Origin of the sequence: Ornithinibacillus sp. 4-3 (assembly GCF_040958695.1) — a bacterium.
Taxonomy (GTDB): Bacteria; Bacillota; Bacilli; order Bacillales; family Amphibacillaceae; genus CALAMD01.
On the sequence record NZ_CP162599.1, the window covers coordinates 456,041 to 475,495 of the forward strand.

15 protein-coding genes are annotated in these 19,455 nt (G+C 35.4%); 9 read left to right on the plus strand and 6 right to left on the minus strand.

Going from position 1 to position 19,455, the window contains the following annotated elements; genetic code table 11:
* Window positions 1-340 precede the first annotated feature (340 nt).
* The 4 genes from leuB to ilvA are packed head-to-tail and all read left to right on the plus strand — an operon-like array spanning window position 341 to window position 4,509.
* The gene (gene leuB, locus AB4Y30_RS02320; protein WP_368653905.1) at window positions 341-1,417 is read left to right on the plus strand and encodes a 3-isopropylmalate dehydrogenase; all 1,077 of its coding nucleotides are present in this window, start codon (window positions 341-343) and stop codon (window positions 1,415-1,417) included.
* Window positions 1,418-1,448: 31 nt separating this feature from the next.
* A complete protein-coding gene (gene leuC / locus AB4Y30_RS02325; protein WP_368653906.1) occupies window positions 1,449-2,855 on the plus strand; it encodes a 3-isopropylmalate dehydratase large subunit in 1,407 nt (468 codons plus the stop codon).
* Between the two features lie 12 nt (window positions 2,856-2,867).
* Window positions 2,868-3,449: a 3-isopropylmalate dehydratase small subunit gene (gene leuD / locus AB4Y30_RS02330; RefSeq protein ID WP_368653907.1), complete on the plus strand. Its 582-nt coding sequence runs from the start codon at window positions 2,868-2,870 to the stop codon at window positions 3,447-3,449.
* A complete protein-coding gene (gene ilvA / locus AB4Y30_RS02335; protein ID WP_368653908.1) occupies window positions 3,430-4,509 on the plus strand; it encodes a threonine ammonia-lyase in 1,080 nt (359 codons plus the stop codon). Before leuD ends, ilvA begins: the two co-directional genes overlap by 20 nt.
* Window positions 4,510-4,578: 69 nt before the next feature.
* Here ilvA and AB4Y30_RS02340 read toward each other — a convergent pair whose 3' ends face one another.
* A complete protein-coding gene (locus AB4Y30_RS02340) occupies window positions 4,579-5,301 on the minus strand; it encodes a DinB family protein (protein WP_368653909.1) in 723 nt (240 codons plus the stop codon).
* A 366-nt stretch (window positions 5,302-5,667) separates the two neighbouring features.
* Complete coding sequence (locus AB4Y30_RS02345) at window positions 5,668-7,674, minus strand: prolyl oligopeptidase family serine peptidase (protein ID WP_368653910.1); 2,007 nt, start codon at window positions 7,672-7,674, stop codon at window positions 5,668-5,670.
* 369 nt (window positions 7,675-8,043) lie between these two features.
* On the opposite strand from AB4Y30_RS02345, the gene AB4Y30_RS02350 reads away from it, so the two are divergent.
* From AB4Y30_RS02350 to opp4C, 3 genes are all read left to right on the plus strand, one after another.
* A complete protein-coding gene (locus tag AB4Y30_RS02350; RefSeq protein WP_368653911.1) occupies window positions 8,044-9,705 on the plus strand; it encodes a peptide-binding protein in 1,662 nt (553 codons plus the stop codon).
* 82 nt (window positions 9,706-9,787) lie between these two features.
* Window positions 9,788-10,741 (plus strand): ABC transporter permease, encoded by a 954-nt coding sequence (locus AB4Y30_RS02355; protein WP_368653912.1) that lies wholly within the window; start codon window positions 9,788-9,790, stop codon window positions 10,739-10,741.
* Between the two features lie 39 nt (window positions 10,742-10,780).
* Entirely contained in the window at window positions 10,781-11,653 is an 873-nt protein-coding gene (gene opp4C / locus AB4Y30_RS02360; RefSeq protein ID WP_368655153.1) for an oligopeptide ABC transporter permease, read from the plus strand.
* Window positions 11,654-11,762: 109 nt separating this feature from the next.
* Here the strand turns inward: opp4C and AB4Y30_RS02365 are convergent, their stop codons facing one another.
* Window positions 11,763-13,703, minus strand: a complete 1,941-nt coding sequence (locus AB4Y30_RS02365; RefSeq protein WP_368653913.1) for an LTA synthase family protein — start codon at window positions 13,701-13,703, stop codon at window positions 11,763-11,765.
* A gap of 532 nt (window positions 13,704-14,235) precedes the next feature.
* Entirely contained in the window at window positions 14,236-14,850 is a 615-nt protein-coding gene (locus AB4Y30_RS02370) for a spore coat protein (RefSeq protein ID WP_368653914.1), read from the minus strand.
* A 140-nt stretch (window positions 14,851-14,990) separates the two neighbouring features.
* Here AB4Y30_RS02370 and AB4Y30_RS02375 point away from each other — a divergent pair, with 140 nt between their 5' ends.
* Entirely contained in the window at window positions 14,991-16,289 is a 1,299-nt protein-coding gene (locus tag AB4Y30_RS02375) for an alpha/beta hydrolase family protein (protein WP_368653915.1), read from the plus strand.
* 61 nt (window positions 16,290-16,350) lie between these two features.
* On the opposite strand, the gene AB4Y30_RS02380 is transcribed toward AB4Y30_RS02375, so the two are convergent.
* Together AB4Y30_RS02380 and AB4Y30_RS02385 are read right to left on the minus strand one after the other, a co-directional pair.
* Window positions 16,351-16,734 carry a hypothetical protein gene (locus AB4Y30_RS02380; RefSeq protein WP_368653916.1) on the minus strand — a complete coding sequence of 128 codons (384 nt, stop codon included), beginning with the start codon at window positions 16,732-16,734 and terminating at the stop codon, window positions 16,351-16,353.
* Window positions 16,735-16,747: 13 nt separating this feature from the next.
* Window positions 16,748-17,509 carry an exodeoxyribonuclease III gene (locus tag AB4Y30_RS02385; protein WP_368653917.1) on the minus strand — a complete coding sequence of 254 codons (762 nt, stop codon included), beginning with the start codon at window positions 17,507-17,509 and terminating at the stop codon, window positions 16,748-16,750.
* A 364-nt stretch (window positions 17,510-17,873) separates the two neighbouring features.
* Here AB4Y30_RS02385 and AB4Y30_RS02390 point away from each other — a divergent pair, with 364 nt between their 5' ends.
* Window positions 17,874-19,427: an ABC transporter substrate-binding protein gene (locus AB4Y30_RS02390; protein ID WP_368653918.1), complete on the plus strand. Its 1,554-nt coding sequence runs from the start codon at window positions 17,874-17,876 to the stop codon at window positions 19,425-19,427.
* The last annotated feature ends 28 nt before the right edge of the window (window positions 19,428-19,455 follow it).

Consider the following 19,455-nt stretch of genomic DNA (forward strand, 5'->3'; position numbering starts at 1 on the left):
AACAGTAGGGTTTCCTGTTTGAGAGACTGTTAGATTAGAGGGAGATTAAAACTCCCTCTAACCCATTAAAGGAGTAAGTGAATAGAAAAGAATGAAGCGCTTTGGAGTAAAGGTAAATATAGAGTATAACTAAAATCATTTCATTATAGATACAATTCCTAGTGGATAAAGTGACTGCTAATATTTTTCCGATGTTAAAGGAAAAGATATTGCATACAATGTCCTTATGGAAAGATGAATGATAGTTGTACTTATTTTCTTCCAAAGTGCTTATCTATTCATTAAAGGATTTTAAACATAGTAGATATTAAGTAAGTTGGACATAAAAGGAGAAAATTGTATGCAAAAAGAAATTGTACTCCTTCCAGGCGACGGAATTGGTAGAGAGATAATGAATTCAGCAAAGGTAGTCTTAGATAAAGTGGCTACTCTTTATAATCATCAGTTTACTTTTCACTCACATGCTATCGGTGGAGCTGCTTTAGATGAGCATGGTGTACCTCTTCCAGAAGAGGCCGTGCAAGCATGTAAGACAGCAGATGGTATTTTACTAGGAGCTGTTGGTGGTAAAAAATGGGAAAGTCTCCCGCCGCATTTAAGACCAGAAAAAGGTTTATTAGAGATTAGAAGTACATTAGGATTGTTTGCAAATTTACGACCAATTAAAGGTTTCTCTTCTTTACTCCATGCTTCTCCTTTGAAAGAAGAAGTCATAAAAGGAAGCGACATTTTAATCGTTCGTGAATTAACAGGTGGTCTGTACTTTGGAAAACCGAGTGAGCGTCGTGAAGACGGAGACGCTGCTATAGATACACTGTATTATCATCGCAGTGAGATTGAAAGAGTAGTAGATCATGCATTTAAAAGCGCAATGATTCGTGATAAGCATCTTACTTCTGTAGATAAAGCAAATGTGCTTGAATCAAGTCGACTATGGAGAGAAATAGTGGAAGAGAAGAGCAAAGAATATCCAGAAGTAACTGTAGAGCATGTGCTAGTAGATGCAGCAGCAATGAAGCTGATTACAAATCCAAATAGCTTTGATGTAATGGTAACAGAAAATTTATTTGGTGATATTTTAAGTGATGAAGCATCTGTATTAACTGGATCCATTGGTTTATTACCTTCTGCTAGTTTAAATGAAGATGGTGTTGGCTTATATGAACCAATCCATGGTTCTGCCCCTGATATCGCAGGTAAGGGAATTGCTAATCCGTTAGGTATGATTCTTTCTGCAGCATTAATGCTACGTCATTCCTTTGAATTAGAGGAAGAAGCAAAAGCAATAGAAGATGCTGTACAAGAAGCATTAGAACAAGGATATCATACAGCAGATCTTCATATACAAAATGATGGTAAACAAGTAGGTACAGAAGAAATGACACAGGTGGTTTTAAATATTTTATCCAAGAAATAACGAGATTTAGGGATAGATGGAGGTGTATCGAATGACAAAAGCAAAGACAATTATTGAAAAAATTTGGGAGAAGCATGTTGTTCATCGAGAAGCAGGTAAACCAGATTTATTATATATTGATTTACATTTAATCCATGAAGTTACTTCACCACAAGCTTTTGAAGGATTACGTTTAAATAATCGTAAGGTACGTCGCCCAGATTTAACTTACGCAACCATGGATCATAATGTTCCTACGAAAAACCGTGAAGTAATTGAAGATGATATTGCAAGAATTCAATTAGAAGTATTGCAGAAAAACTGTGAGGAACATGGTATTGAACTATCGGATATGTTCCACCCCGATCAAGGGATTGTTCACGTAATTGGACCAGAGCTTGGTTTAACACAGCCTGGTAAAACAATTGTTTGTGGAGATAGCCATACATCGACACATGGAGCCTTTGGAGCATTGGCGTTTGGGATTGGTACAAGTGAAGTTGAGCATGTATTTGCAACACAGACATTATGGCAACAACGCCCGAAAACTTTAAAAGTGCAAGTAGATGGAAAGCTAGGACCAGGAGTAACTGCAAAAGACTTAATTTTAGCTATTATCGCTAAGTATGGAGTTAAAGTGGGTACTGGGTATGTTATGGAATATACTGGAGAAGCTATTCGTGACTTCACAATGGAAGAACGAATGACAGTATGTAATATGTCTATTGAAGCAGGAGCTCGTGCTGGTTTAATTAGTCCAGATGAGAAGACAGTGGAATTTTTACGTGGTAGAAGAGAGGTTCCAAAAGGTGAGGCATTTGATCAACTTGCTGAGGAATGGTTAGCTTTAGCTACAGATGAAGATGCGACATATGATCATACAATTACTATTGATGCAACAGAGGTTGAACCACAAGTTACTTGGGGTACAAACCCAGGAATGGGGGCGCCAGTTAGTGGTTCTACGCCAAGCTTAGATTCGGTTGAAAATAAAGAAGGTCTTAGCCGTGCATTAGAGTATATGGGATTAAAAGAAAATCAACCAATTACTTCTATTGAAATTGACCATGTATTTATCGGATCTTGCACAAATTCTCGCTTAAGTGATTTAAAGAAAGCGGCAGAGATTGTAAGAGGTAAGAAAGTAAAAGATAGTGTAAAAGCAATTGTAGTTCCAGGATCCTTCTTAGTAAAAATGCAAGCAGAAGAAGAAGGTATTGATAAAATCTTTAAAGAGGCTGGATTTGAGTGGCGTGATGCAGGTTGTAGTATGTGCCTAGGTATGAATGATGATATTATTCCTCCAGGTGGTCGCTGTGCATCTACTTCAAACCGAAACTTTGAAGGGCGTCAAGGTAACGGAGCACGTACACATTTAGTTAGTCCAGAAATGGCAGCGGCAGCGGCAATCGAAGGACATTTCGTTGATGTACGTTATTATGCAGGAATTCTTCAATAGGAGGTGGCTTAGATGGAAGCAATTAAAGAACATGTTGGGCTTGTATGTCCATTAAACCGTGAAAATATTGATACAGACCAAATCATACCGAAACAATTTTTGAAACGAATTGAAAGAAGTGGATTCGGACAATTTTTATTCTATCATTGGCGTTTTGATGATGATGGGAATAAGCGTCCTGAGTTTCCATTGAACAATCCTAAATATGAGAATGCAACAATATTACTATCTGGAGATAACTTTGGATGTGGTTCTTCCCGTGAACATGCCCCGTGGTCATTATTAGATTATGGGTTTAGAGTAATTATCGCACCAAGTTTTGCAGATATTTTCTACAATAATTCTCTGAAAAATGGTATTATTTTAATTAAGGTAGATGAAGAACAAGTAAGTAAGTGGATGGAGCAAGCTGAAAAAGGTGAGCTTGAGCTGAAAGTAAATTTAGAAACGTTAACAGTAGAAGATGGAAAGAACACAATTTCATTCGATTTCCCAGAATACCATCAACAGAATATTCTTAATGGCTGGGATGAAATTGCATTAACGCTAAAACAGGAAGATAAGATTACGGAATATGAGAAAACAGCACAATAATAATTTGTTATTAACCAAGGAGTGTGGATCAATTGGGGATTATCAGTTAACAGGTGAAAGAGTATATCAAGCGGTAGAGAAGCTCAAACCCATCGTTCACCGTACACCGCTAATCACGTCGGAAACAACGAATAAAATAGTAGGAAAGCACGTCTATTTTAAAATGGAAAACCAACAGAAAACAGGTGCATTCAAATTTAGGGGAGCAACATTTAAATTAATGCAGCTGTCGAAAAACCAGTTGAAAAAAGGAGTTATTACAGCTTCTGCTGGTAACCATGCGCAAGGAGTTGCTTATGCTGCTTCAAAAATTGGTGTGCAGGCAACGATTTTCATGCCAGAGCAAACACCAACAGCTAAAGTAGAAGCAACGAAAACATATGGAGCAGAGGTAGTGCTAACAGGTGCTTCCTTCCAAGAAGCGTACGAAGCATCAATGAAGACTCAGCTTCAAACTGGTGCTGTATATGTTCATCCATTTGATGATTACGATATTATGGCAGGTCAAGGTACCATTGCGATGGAAATGCTTAAACAAGAAGATCGCATTGATACATTTATTGTGCCAATTGGTGGCGGTGGATTAATTAGTGGTATTGCTGTAGCAGCAAAACATGTCAATAAGAATATTCGTATCATTGGTGTACAATCACAAAATTCTAGAGCGATGTACAATCTCTATCACAACGAAACACCAAAAGACTATGTGCCAACACGTACAATTGCAGAAGGAATAGATGTGAAAGAGCCTGGTAAGCTAACTTCGCAAGTTATTCGTGAGTATGTGGATGAAGTCGTAACTGTTACAGACGAGGAAATCGCAGCTTCTGTTTTATATATGTTGGAACGAAATAAAACACTCATGGAAGGTGCTGGAGCTGCAGCTTTAGCTGCATTGTTTGCATACACGGATCAAATTAAATCAAGATATTGTGGAGTTATAGTTAGTGGAGGAAATATTGATATTAGTTCTATTCCTCATATTCAAAGGTTGGCTGATAATCGTCAACAAGCGCCGAGGATGGAACCACCAAATTTTAATTCAACAGTCTCTTTATAAGGTATGAGTAGAAAGCGTTAGAATTATTGACGCTTTCTTTTTTTGTAAATAAAAAGATGCCCCTCACTCTTATCCCCTGAATTGACATTCTCTTTTCGTCACCACCGTATAATGATGCTCCTCATGAATCTTTAAAAGCTTCATTACTTGCATAACATTAGGATATTTAGGCACTGGATCTGGATATCTTATCCAGTAGCATTGCTCTTTTGTAAGCGAACTTACACAAGCTTTCATCTTTTCTGTCTCTTCCTCCAGCAAATCCCTCAGTTCCTTAAGTGTATATTCCTTCTTCATTTTTGGTTTTAAAATAAAGGGCGCCTTCATTGTCTTTTTACGATAAATATTCTCCATATCATCTATATACCGTTTCACTTTTGGCCGGCGGAACTTCATATAAAAACATGCTATTGGCAAATAATAGGCTGAGGTAATCCGTGTCAGCTTCAGCAATAAATAACAATGGTAGATTGATTCTGCAACACTCCATTTATCAGGAACTATCCTTGTATGAATCGATGATTTAAAAAGTTCTGTGTTAAAATATTTATTTCTCATTGTCTGGATTTCTTCAAAAAGCGGCCAAAGATCTTGATGCATGATAATCACAGAACTAAGTCGCATTCCTCTCACTTCTTTAGATGTGAGAGGAATGCGATAGTTCCTTGCTCCTTTCATATCCGAATCCATCAAATCGTTGCAATAAAGTGAAATGTTTATCATTTCCACCTTGCACCATTCTTCTTCCTTCTCGGTTTTTAATATCAAAACTTCCTGTTGCTCTACAAGCAACGGTAAATAAAGCTATTTAAGTGGGTGTTCAAAAAGTCTAGTAAAAAGGATCATCACCTTTTAAGAACTCGGACATCTTAGGACTGTGGTTACTCGTCCCACCGAAAACATTTGCTGCAACCTCGCATTTTAACAAAAGAATCTGTACATGGATTACAGATTCCCAAAAACAAAGAGGCTAGAGCAAAAGAATTTAGCTAAATTCCAAACATAAATTGTGCAAATAACCGCTTCGAGGGATACAGGATGTATGTCAGGGTAGGTGTTGCTCTCGTGACGTCTCAAACTACCTCTATCCTTCGCTTCATTCAAATATTGTTTGGATTTCAAGCTTAGTTTTTCCTTCTGTTCCAGCCTCTTCTTAGATTATAAATATAATTCAAACCACCGACAGATATGACGCAAACGTTCTATTCTTAAACTAGGATCACCGCTTCGACTTAACTCATGATTTGCGTTTGGAAAACGAATAAATTCAACTTCTTTTTTCAAATGCTTTAAAGCAATGAAAAATTGTTCTCCTTGTTCAATAGGACAACGATAATCTAATTCGCCGTGCAAGATAAGCAATGGCGTATTTATATTTTTGGCGTATTTAATTGGTGAAAAGTCCCATAACTTTAATGGATCATCTAAGCGTGGTACACCTAATTCCCATTCTGTAAAGTAATGTCCAATATCACTAACACCATAGAAGCTTAACCAATTACTAATGGAGCGTTGTGTAACGGCGGCTTTAAAACGGTCTGTATGCCCGACAATCCAATTAGTCATAAATCCTCCATAGCTACCACCAGTAACACCGAGACGACTTTCATCAATAAAGTCATAATGTGCTAATACATGGTCAACAGCTGACATTAAATCGGTATAATCACTTCCACCATAATCAGTACGAACGGCATCAACGAACTTTTGGCCATAGCCATGACTTCCTCGAGGGTTTGTGTATAAAACTACATAACCTTTTGCAGCTAATAACTGCATTTCATGAAAATAAGATTGACCATACATCGCATGTGGCCCGCCATGGATTTCTAATACTAAGGGGTATTTTTCTCCTTTTTTATAATCAAATGGTTTAAGGAGCCAGCCTTGAATCTTCCATCCATCTTTTGCAGTAAACCAAATAGTTTCTGGCTCACTTAAATGTATCTCATCTAACCATTCGCTGTTCTCATCTGTTAATTTAGCTAATTCCTTTCCTTCGACAAAGTGATAAAAGTTACACGGGTTTGTAGGCTCACTAATGCCTAAAATAAATTGGTTAGAAGGGGGATGGTAGGAAAATCCAAAGACTTGATTATTGTTAGAATAAAGAGTCTCCATTTTCTTTTCTTTTAAATTTGTTCTATATAAATTTGCAGAACCATGATGTGTACCTAAGAAATAAAGTGTTTCCTCATCATCTGACCAGGAAGGACCATCATAAGATTCTCCTAAACGAGTATCCCCAATTACACTATTACCAAGTTGTACGTCCCAATTCTTACTTACTGTATCTACTTCTCCAGTTTGTACATTAATGACTATAAGTTCGGATAAAGTGGCAGAAGCGTAACTATAATCGTGATAGTAGGAAGCAATAAATTTACCACTTGGAGAAAATTTAGCATTTCTAAACATGCCATCCAATGAAACAGCTTTCTTCAATTCATTCGTTGAGCGATTTAATATGTACAGTGAATGCTGTTGTTGATAGTCGGCATCTTCATCTAAATTAGCGGTAAAAAGAATTAAATTACTATCTGGTGAAATGTCATGAAATTGATGATTTGTATTTGTCGAAGTAAGTTTTGTGAAAGTGGCTTGCTCGACATTGTAAAGTATAATTTGCTCTCGTTTCTCATCATGAAATCCTTTAGCATCAGATTTATATTTTAAGTCATTAATAATTAGGGGACTATTTGCTTTTTCTTCAGCTAATTTTTCACGTTCTTCTTTGGATAGTTCACATTGATCCTCTACAGAATCATTCATAGCGAGTGAGGCAGAAAAGATAATATATTTTCCATCTTTTGACCAACAAGGTTTAGATGCACCATTTTGAAAAGCAGTTATTTGCTGTGCTTCTCCGCCGGCAGTAGATAATAAACAAATTTGTAATACACCACTGCGATTAGATTGAAAAACAATTTGCGAACCATCGGGTGAAAATCGTGGATGGCTATCGCGTCCATGCTGAAATGTCCATTGTTTTGAGCTACCCTCATTTAAATTTTGCAAAAATAAATGTGATTCATATTTTTTATTATCATTTACAGTAGTTGATACATACACATAGCTATCTCCGTTTGGCGCAAATTGTGGATCACTATATACATTTAATCTTGTGAAATCAGAGGCTGTAATTGGCCTTTTGTCATTATACATAAAAAGAACTCCTCCCTTTTGGAATCATTTTAAATGGAAAAAATGCACTAGTCAATTATGATGATTCAGTATTATTAGTATTTTTGGCAAATTTGTTGTCCGGTAATTTAATACCTTTCACATGTTTATTCAATATGCATTCTTAATATAATATTAAAATTTGTCAATGTTTAGTTGGAATTTTTAGGAAATGTAAATGATTTGAAATAGAAAATGTTTAAAAATGTCGACTTTGCTAAAGAAGAGAGAATTTAAAAACATATTTTAAACACAAAAAGAATAGGATACTTACAGTTGATGGTATTGGCATTTCATAATGTGGTTTTTGATTAGGGAATTATAAAGTATTTTTTAAGAGGGGTGTAATAAGTGTCAAAAACTAAAGTTCTTTTAGTAGCGATTTTATTTCTTTTTTCATTATTAATGGTGGCTTGTTCTGCTGATCCAGATGCAAAATTAAACAAAGACGAAGAAAATAATCAGCCATCAGATAATAACTCTGGATCAACAGCAGTGAATAGTGAGACAAAACAAGGTGGAGATTTAGTAATTGCTTCAACATCTAATCCAACGATGTTTAACGAGTTTTATGCTTCGGATTCTCCAAGTAACACAATCGCGAAATTTATTTATGATAGCTTAATTAAAATTGATGAAAATTTACAACCAATACCATCCTTAGCTGAAAGCTGGGAATACAATGAAGACGAAATGAAATGGGTTTTTCATTTAAGAGAAGATGTAACATGGCATGATGGTGAACCATTTACAGCAAAAGACGTAGAATTTACATACAACATTCCTAAACATGAAGACTATACAGGGCCTAGAACCTCCTTCTTTGCCCCAGCTGAAAAAATTGAAGCAGTTGATGATTATACAGTAGAAATTACATTTAATGAACCAGATGCAAAATTTTTACCTATTGCATTAGCATTTAATGTTTTACCCGAACATATTTTAGGCGATATTCCAGTTGCAGATTTAGGAACAGCAGATTTTAATACGAAAAACCCTATCGGTACAGGTCCATTTAAGTTTGATGAATGGAAGCAAGGACAGCATGTTCGTTTAGTAGCGAATGATGATTATTTTGATGGTCGTCCAAATTTTGATACTATCACTTCAAAAATTGTGACAGATGATAACGCAATGCTGGCTCAATTTGAAGCAGGAGATATTGATTTTATTGACGTATCAGATGAAAATTTTAATGTAGCTCAAAAGCTTGCTGATGAAGGGAAAGCAGAATTATTAGTTGTTCCAGCAACAAACTATAACTATATTGGATATGATTTAACAAATCCGTTGTTTGAAGACAAACGCGTACGTCAGGCATTAACACATGCTTTAAATCGGGAAGCAATTGTTGAAAATGTGCTTGACGGAAATGCCATTGTTTCTGATTCTCCAGGACTACCATTTAGCTGGGCATATAATGAAGATGTACCTAAATTTGAATATGACCCGGAAAAAGCAAAAGCATTATTAGAAGAAGCTGGATGGACAGATTCAGATGGGGATGGTGTTTTAGATAAAGATGGTCAGGATTTTGAATTTGAATTAAAGACGAATCAAGGGAATAAGGTTCGTGAGAAATTATTGGTTATTGCTCAAGAGCAATGGGGAGAAATTGGTGTTAAAGTAACACCAAAAGTTGTTGAATTTAGTGCGTTAAGTGCTGAATTGAATGATAAGAATTTTGAGGCATATATTCTGGGATGGGGACTACGTGATGATCCAAGCTTATCTCCATATTTTCACTCAGAAGAAATAGAAAGCGGATTTAACCGAGTATCATATTCTAACCCAGAATTGGATGAAGTAATGGAAAAAGGGGATAGCATTATGGACCCTGATGAGCGTGTTCAATACATTGAAGAATCACAAGCGATTGTAGCTGAAGATCAGCCATACACATTCTTATATTACCCTAATAGGAACTTGCTTTATAGCAAACAAATTAAAAATGTATTAAGTCACTCAGGTACAGCTTATTTTGAAATTTATAAATGGTATAAAGAAGACTAAAGCAAAAGTATTAGAAGAGGTTGGGCAAATCCTAGTATTTGTCCGACCCTTTTCCCATAAATATTGAACAGGAGAGAAGGCAATGATTAGCTACATAATGAGGAGAGTTTTATTAACTATTCCATTATTAATTGGTATTTCCATGGTTTCGTTTGGCATCATTCATTTAGCACCTGGAGATCCAATTTCTACAATGATGGACGATGTTGGTGTTACTCCTGAAGATAAAGAACGTTTTATGGAAGAGTATGGATTAAATGATCCAATTCCAATTCAGTATATTCGATGGTTTGGAAATGTAATTCAAGGTGATTTTGGTACGTCCTTAATTAATCAAGGAATTCCTGTTAGTGAGTTAATTTTAGCTCGATTACCAAACACTTTAATGTTAATGGGAGTTTCTTCACTTATTGCCATATTAATTGCAATCCCTATTGGAATTTGGTCTGCGCGAAAGCCATATACCCTAAGAGATTACTCTATTACAACATTTTCTTTCTTAGGAATTGCTACGCCTAACTTCTGGTTAGGACTAGTATTATTAATTTTCTTATCTGTACAGTTAGGTTGGTTCCCTTCTGGTGGTGTAGCTACATTAAATGCTCCATTTAGTATTTGGGATCGAATTCATCATTTAATATTACCGGCTTTTGTACTTGCTACTGCAGATATGGCTTCACTTACAAGGTATACACGATCTAGTATGATGGATGTATTAAGTCAAGATTATATTCGAACAGCAAGAGCAAAAGGTTTTAAAGAGAACAAAGTCGTATATAAACATGGCTTGCGAAATGGTTTAATTCCTGTTATTACGATAATTGGTTTAATGATCCCTTCTTTTATCGGAGGGGCTGTTGTAACAGAGAAAATTTTTAGTTGGCCAGGAATAGGGCTATTATTCATTGATGCAACATTTCAACGAGATTATACATTAATCATGGCAATTACAATGATTTCTGCAACGTTAGTTGTTATAGGGAATTTAATTGCTGATATATTATATGCCGTGTTTGATCCGAGAATTGAGTACTAAGGAGGGATAAAATTGTCGTTATCACAGCCGGATATAGCTATGCAAGGGGAAGCGAAATATAAAACTGACTCATTAGGAAAAATTGCCTTACAAAAATTCTTGAAAAATAAATTAGCTGTAATTGGAGCAATAATTATTATTTTAATTATTGCATCAGCGATTATTGTACCTTGGATAACAGAGTATAATCCAGATAAACAGGATTTACTTAATCAATTATCTCCTCCTAGTAAAGAACATCTATTAGGAACGGATGATTTAGGAAGAGATGTGTTTTCAAGACTATTATATGGATCAAGAGTTTCACTGTCGGTTGGATTTCTAGCAGTTGCTGGAATGATGATTATTGGCACGGTCATTGGAGCAATTGCAGGTTATTTTGGTGGGATTTTTGATTCGGTACTAATGCGATTTGTAGATGTTATTATTTCATTTCCACAAATCTTCTTACTCATTACATTGATTGCTGTTTTACAACCAAGTTTAAACACATTGATTATTGTATTTGCGCTTTTCAGTTGGACATCTACAGCAAGGTTGGTACGAGGCGAATTCTTATCATTAAGAAATCGGGAATTTGTATTAGCTGCTAGAACAATGGGAATTAGAACATGGAAAATTATTTTTAGTCATATTTTACCAAATGCAATGGGACCAGTAATCGTTTCTGCAACATTGCAAATAGGTTATGTAATTCTTGCTGAATCAACATTGAGTTATTTAGGGCTTGGTGTCCAACCGCCGACCCCGAGTTGGGGGAATATGCTTCAAAGTGCACAAGATTATAATATTATGTTAAATGCATGGTGGTATCCATTATTTCCTGGATTCATGATCTTAATAACGATATTATCGTTTAACTTTGTTGGTGATGGTCTACGAGATGCACTTGATCCAAAGGTTAGAAAGTGAATTAACTTTTTTACAAGGCTACTATCTCAAAAACTACTTCTTTTACTATGACGAAAAAACAGCTTCCAGGTTAGAGGTTATCTAACCTGGAAGCTGTTCTGTTATTATATTAATCTGTTAACAAATCTACTTTAGATTTTGCAGGATAGAAGTACTCAGATGTATCAACTGGTTCCCAATCTTCTGTTGGGGTATAGAATCTGAGTAAGTCACCAAATAGTACTTTGTCTGATAAACTTAGTTCGTGTTCGACTTTTTCACGGACTTGTTGCATTTCTGCAGTTTCTTTTAGCTCCTCACCTGTAGCTGTATCGTAATATATATCCTTAATATAACTAAATTCTTCGGTGATAAAATCTCCATTACGGAAAGGGACATAGCCTTTATGATTTTCAGAGAACATATCTGTACCGAACAGAATATAATCTTGCGCTTTGATACCTAAGAGATGTAGCAAGGTTGGCATAGCATCTGTTTGTCCAGAGAATTTAGAAACAGTTCCCATTCCTTCAACACCAGGAACTTTAATAATGAAAGGAACTCTTTGTAATTGTGCATATTTATATGGTGTAATTTCTTCACCAATAATTTCACTCATTGCTTCGTTATGATTTTCGGAAATTCCGTAATGATCTCCATATAAGAAAATAACCGAATCCTCATATAAACCTGATTCTTTTAAGTCCTCAAAGAATTTTTCTAATGCTTCATCCATATAACGAGCTGTTTGGAAGTAACGATTTACAGAACTACTATTTGTTTCTGCAGGTGCAATCGTAGCGTCACCAGGATCGAGTAAATATGGGTGATGATGTGTCAATGTCATAAGATGTGCATAGAACGGCTCAGGTAACGATTCTAAATATGGAATAGATTCCTCAAAGAATGGTTTATCCTTTAAACCATATCCAATAACTTGTTCTTCACTCATATCGTAATACGTATCATCAAAGAATAAATCAATCGCAAATTGTTTGTATATTTCATCACGATTCCAGAATGATTTACTGTCTCCGTGGAAAATTGCATTTGTATATTCTTGTTCTTGTTTCAAGATTGCTGGTAATGCTTGGTACGTATTTTTACTTCTTGTTACGAATGCAGCTCCTTGTGGAAGCCCATATAAGGAGTTATCCATAATAAGTTCTGCATCAGCTGTTTTTCCTTGTTCGGTTTGATGGAAGAAATTTTCAAAATAGGTAAAGTCTTTATTATCATTTATCAATGAATTTAAGAAAGGTGTTACTTCTTCCCCGTGAAGCTCATAATTAAGCAAGAAGGATTGGAAAGATTCTAAGTGAATCTTAATAACATTCTTCCCTTCTGCTATACCAAAGAGTTCTTCATCTGGTGCTGCATATTTACTTCTTGTATAGTTTTCAACAACTGTTACATCACTACTATCAGCAAGTACACGCTGTGTGGATGATTTTAAACTTTGAATAGCATCATAGATTTGAAAATTATATGCGCCTAAATATTTTACAATGTAATTACGATCAAAAGTTCTTTCTAATAGCTGTGGTCTATCTGTTTCTGCTAAATGTAAATTGACAGTAAATGCCAGTGCGCCGGCAGTCAATATAATAGCAGGAGTTCTAAATTTCATTCTACTAGTAGACCAATCTTTTCTACTCCAAATGAACAAAGCAATTAGAATAACAATGTCCATCAAGTAAAGCATGTCTGACCATTTTACTAGATCTGCAATACTAGAGCCTAAACTTCCAAAGTTACTTGTTTGTGTAAGGACTGGCAATGTAATAAAGTCGTTATTAAAACGATAAAAGACAAGGTTAGCGTATAATAAAACACCCATAAACATTTGAATCAGAATTATCCATATACCCGCTCTTCTTCCTTTAGCAAATAATGCGATACCTAAGAAGATTAATGCTGAGCTTAATGGATTAAAGAATAAAAGGAATTGTTGAAGCTTATTTTGGATCCCTAAGTCGAATTCGTTAACATAAATAAAATAGGATTTAAACCAGAGTAATACTACTGCAATTATAAAAAATCCCATTTTCGATTGAACGTATTTCTTCATAACTTTCACCTCTTTTTCAACGAAGCATTCCTTTATCTCACTTACCAAAATTTAATACTAACAAAAAACGATAATATAATCAATAATTTATAAAGAAGACGTAAAAAAATTGTAAAGCGAAAATATGAAATAGTGTGTACTAGGGGATATATCCATAAGAGGATGTTCAAAAAGTTCAACAAAAATGACACGGCGAATAGGGGAACTTCGACTAAGTTCCAACACGTCCTGTGTTGAACGTCGAAGTCACCACATCGTGCGAAAGTCCGTTCATAAAAATGACGTCGCCTTAAACTTCCGACGCATACGATGTGCTACGACGTACAGGATGTACTAGTGCAGATGTTGCTCTCGTGACGTTGCGAATTTAACCGATGACGGTCCTTTTTATCGCCCTTTTTGAACACACACACTATAAATAAATATTTTTTAAAAGGATAAACTATTTACGCAATTAAAATATGCGAAGAAAGAGAAGGCTATGACAAAAAACAGCACTTAGAATTAGATCTAAGCGCTGTTAAAAGTCTCTTTAATGTTGTGTTGGGCTAGAAACGGGAGCGTACTGATTTGTTAATATTTGCATATCTTGATTCGATAATTGAGGGACTTGATAATATTGATTTTTATTTTGATAAAGAAATATTTCATATGCCATTTCAATGACATTAGGAATACTATCAGCAAATACGCGTCTTAGAACAGGGTTAGTTGCTTCTAAAGCTGATGCTGTTAATGCAGAAGCAATTCCCTTTTGACCACCAATCATAAATCCAGATATACATTCATCGTTAATATTATTAACAGATTGCGCTGGAGATTTTGGCGCAGAAGCTTGCAGACCATAAGTAATATCATTTGCTTGTTCCATCTGATATGATTGTGTCGGTGTCATAGGATCTTGTCCAGTCTTGAGTGTATCAACCATCGTATTGTACATTTGTGATAAAAATTGACGATGGCGTTGATTCATTGCTAATAGTTCAGCATCCTGTGTATGGCCTTCATACATCACATATTGTTCCATACAGCCTATTACTGCACCAATAGTTTCTTGTGCATCCATCAGTTCATGACCACCATGATTCATCTGTGGTGGCATTTGATTAGAAGGTTGCATATTATTCTGTTGATTTAATGGTTTCATTTATTTTCCTCCTTCATTATAATCGAAAGTATTTTTTACTAAATTTATTTTTTTATACATCAATTAAAGAAAAAGACTCATCATTGAAAGAGAGAATCAATTATTGTTACAATAAAATGGAGAAAGGAAGGTTGACAATTATGAAGAGATTTTTACAAGCAATGCTTGTAGTTATGTTTTTATTTATGTTAATTGGATGTAGTGATAAAAATTCAGAAGAAACAGAAGATCAGGATGAAGAGGAAGTGAATATATCAGGTCATTGGACAGGAGCCATTCATTTACCTGGTCAACCTTTACATATTGCTTTAACAATAGATGGAGCAGATGAGGGAGACATGAGTATTCCGATGCAGGGTATTGAGGGGGCTAACAGTCTTCCAGTAGATACATTAAAAATAGAAGAAGATAAAGTGACGATTACAGTTAACTTACAAGGCAGTATCCTCAGTTTAGAAGGAGCTGTGGAAGAGGGAGAATTTAAAGGTGATTTTACACAAAATGGACAAACATTTCCCTTTACTTTATATGAAAGAGAAGAAACAGAAGGAGAATTTCTTTCTGTGGAAACAGCTATTGGGACACTTAATGGAGAGCTAGAGTTACCAGAAGGTGATGGACCATTTCCAGTAATGATTATTATTCCGGGGTCTGGACCTACAGACCGTAATGGAAATACGGCGATGGGAGATAATGATGGACTAAAACAGATAGCAGAGCAATTAGCAACAGAAGGAATTGCTTCTCTACGTTATGATAAGCGTGGCGCTGGTAAAAATAAGGAAGCGGTAGGCGAGGAAGTGGATATTAACTTCACGCAATTTACAGATGACGCACAGGCATGGGTAGAATTACTAACAGAAGATGAACGATTTACAAGTGTAGGGATTATCGGACATAGCCAAGGTTCATTGGAAGGAATGGTAACAGCTCAAAGCAATGATGTGGATGTATTTATTTCATTGGCGGGAATAGGAAGAGGAATGGATGAGGTGTTATATGAGCAATTGCAAGCGCAATTGCCAGAGGGGTTGCTAGAAGAAAGTGAAGAGATTCTACAACAATTAAAGCAAGGAAAAGCAGTTGCTGAAATTTCCCCAGAACTGCAAGCGATATTCCGACCATCTGTTCAACCATTTCTAATTTCTATGATGCAGCTTAATCCTACTGAGGAATTGGAGAAATTAACAATTCCAGTAATGCTCGTAAATGGAGAGCGTGATATACAGGTGCCTGCTACAGATGCTGAGATATTACATGAAGCAAAACCAGATACAGAGCTACTGATTTTAGAAAATATGAATCATGTGTTAAAGGATACAACGGAAGATATTCAGGATAACTATTTAACCTATTCTAACCCTACGCTACCAGTAGCAGATGGACTAATGGATGGAATGATACAATTTTTAAAGGAGAATAATTTTATAGAAGAATAGCCGGAGATTGTTGCAAGATTGATAAATGCAGGGGAGCAAATCTGATCCCCTGCATTTCTTACTAATCTTCCTTCATAAAAGTTAAAATCAAAAAGAAGACAAAGCTTAATAATAAAATAGTTCCACCAACGATAAAGAAAATGGTTGTAAACACACCATCTATACCAAATGGTTTCGTATAGTAAAGCCACATTCCAGCGGTTAAACCGATAGAACCTACAATAGCAGTAATTACATGTAGCTTAGCAATAAGTCCGTCTTTGGGTGCGAAGACTTTATAATAAACTGCCCATGCAAATAGAGTTAACCAACCAACTACAAGAATATGTGCATGAAGTGTTTTGAAGGCGTAGCCACCACTTCCTGCCATATGTGAACCTAGGAAAGCTCCAATCAATGCGAATACTGCAGAAAAACGAAGTAAAATTTTACTGTAATTATTCATCTTTTTTCTCCTTTTATATGTTTTTATTTAGTTCAAGAACAATAGGGCAATGATCGCTACCAAGAACCTTCGCGTGTATTAGGGAATCCTTGAGCATTGGTGTTAATTGTTCAGAAATGATAAAGTAGTCAATTCTCCAACCAATATTACGTTCTCGAACTTTCGACATATAGCTCCACCATGTATAAAGTCCATCTGTCTCTGGATAGAAATAACGCAATGTATCCACAAATCCATGATCAAGTAAACGACTCATTTTCTCGCGTTCCTCTATAGTAAATCCAGAATTTCCTTTATTAGTTTTATAGTTTCGAATATCGATTTCCTGATGTGCTACATTCAAATCTCCACAATAAATAACTGGCTTCTTCTCATTTAATTGCTGTAGATGGATAAATAGCTCATCCTCCCATGCTAAACGAAAGGGTAAGCGCGCAAGGGTGCGTTGGGCATTGGGGGTGTATACATTGACAAGATAAAAATCTTCAAATTCTAGATTAATAATTCGCCCTTCATCTTCTGTATTTTTATCTCCTAAACCATATGTAACGGCTAAAGGTTTTCGTTTCGTAAAGACAGCTGTGCCAGCATAGCCTTTCTTTAAGGCATAGTTCCAATATTGGTAATAACCCTCTAAAGGTAATTTAATTTGGCCTTCCTGTACCTTTGTTTCTTGAAGGCAGAAGATATCTGCATCTACTTCTTTAAAGTAATCTAAGAACCCTTTTCGTACACAGGCACGAATGCCATTTACATTCCAAGAAATAATTTTCATAATCTAATCCTTTCTAAACTATAAGCTATGAATTCTAGTTGAAATTATTGTAATGATAACATGGTAATTTATATTTGATTTTATCATAACATAGAGCCTTCAACCTGTTCGCCAAGTAAGAAAAGAGGGAATATTTTCACTTGATAAATAATAACGAATATTCAATGTCAGAATGCGGAAAAATGTTTGTATTTTTACGTTGAATTTTTGCTAATTTAGTATTATTATAGGAAAGTGATTTGTAAATCAGAACATTATTTACTTATCCAACAAATAAATCATCTAAGTGAAAACATATTAAATACATAGCATTTTATGGGGATGTTAGAAGTTAGATGGGATATCAACTAGGGGGAACAGGTTAATGAAAAAGCTTTTCATATTATTGGCGCTAATGATGTTAACTATTTTAGCTGCTTGTGGATCTGATACAGATAGTAAAGGATCATCTGGATCAAATAGTGGAGATGATGTTTCTAAGCTTCGAGTAGCACTTGATACTCAGCCACCAACATTAGATCCTCATATGTCTTCTTCAATGGCGATGTCAAATGTTACAAGAACAATATTTGAATCTCTAGTAACAGTTAATACAGAGAATGAAATTGTTCCACAGCTTGCAGAGTCTTATGATAGAAGTGAAGATGGTAAAACATACACATTTAAATTACGTGAAGGCGTATTATTCCATAATGGTAAAGAAATGAAGGCGGAAGATGTTGCTGCTTCTATGAACCGTTGGGCAGAATTAAACTCTTCAGTACCTGAATTTGTTAAAAACTCTGAGTTCGTCGTAGTAGATGACTACACAGTAGACTTCGTATTAGAAGAGCCATCTGCCATTGCAATTCAAGTTTTAGCTAAAGATAAGTACTATGGTGCAATTATTCCTAAAGAATCAATTGATGAAGCATCAGAAACAGGAATCACTGAATATATTGGAACAGGTCCTTATGAATTTGTTGAATGGAAGCAAGATCAATATATTCTTCAAAAGAAATTTGACGATTATGTATCTGTAGATTTTGAAGCAGACGGGCTATCAGGAAAGAAAGAAGCATTAATTGATGAGATTTATTTTGAAGTAGTGCCTGATTCATCTACACAGGTTGCTGGAATTCGTTCTGGTGAATATGATGTAGTATTAGGTATTCCTGGTGAGCAGTATGAAATGTTACAAAATGATGATTCATTCAACACATTTGTTTCAACAAAAGGGCATTCAGCATTATTCTTTAACAAACTTGATGGTGTATTTACAGATGTGAAAATGCGTCAGGCAGTTAATGCGGCACTTGACTTAGAATCGATTATGATTGGTGGTTATGGTAACCCTGATTTAATTGACTTAAATTCAAGCTATGAACAAGGCTTCTGGTACAGTGAAGCAGGTAAAGAATTCTATAATGAACATGATTTAGATAAGGCGAAGAAATTAGTAGAAGAATCTGGTTATGATGGTGAGCCTATTAAATTCGTAACAACAAGAGATTACGAAGAATATTATAACCAAGCGATTATTATTCAAGAACAATTAGAAAAAGTTGGAATTAAAGTGGATATCGAAGTTTATGACTGGCCAACTCGTGGTGAAAAACTAGAAGATCCAGCGAACTGGGATTTATCTATGACAGTTGCAACAAATAAACCAACTCCAATTGAGCATATTTATTTAAATCCAGACTATGTTAATGGTCCTGAAGATGAGAAAACAGCTGATTTAATTCATAAAATGGTAGTAGCTGAAACTTTAGAAGAAGCGAAAGCAACATGGGATGAATTACAAGGCTACCTTTGGGAATACTTAACAATTGTTAAAATCGGTGACACGATGGATTTAACTGCAGCAAAAAGCTCTATTAAAAACTTCCAATATATTGGTGGTCCAGTACTTTGGAATATTAGTTTAGAAGATTAATTTATAATATAACAGGGCTAGGACAAAG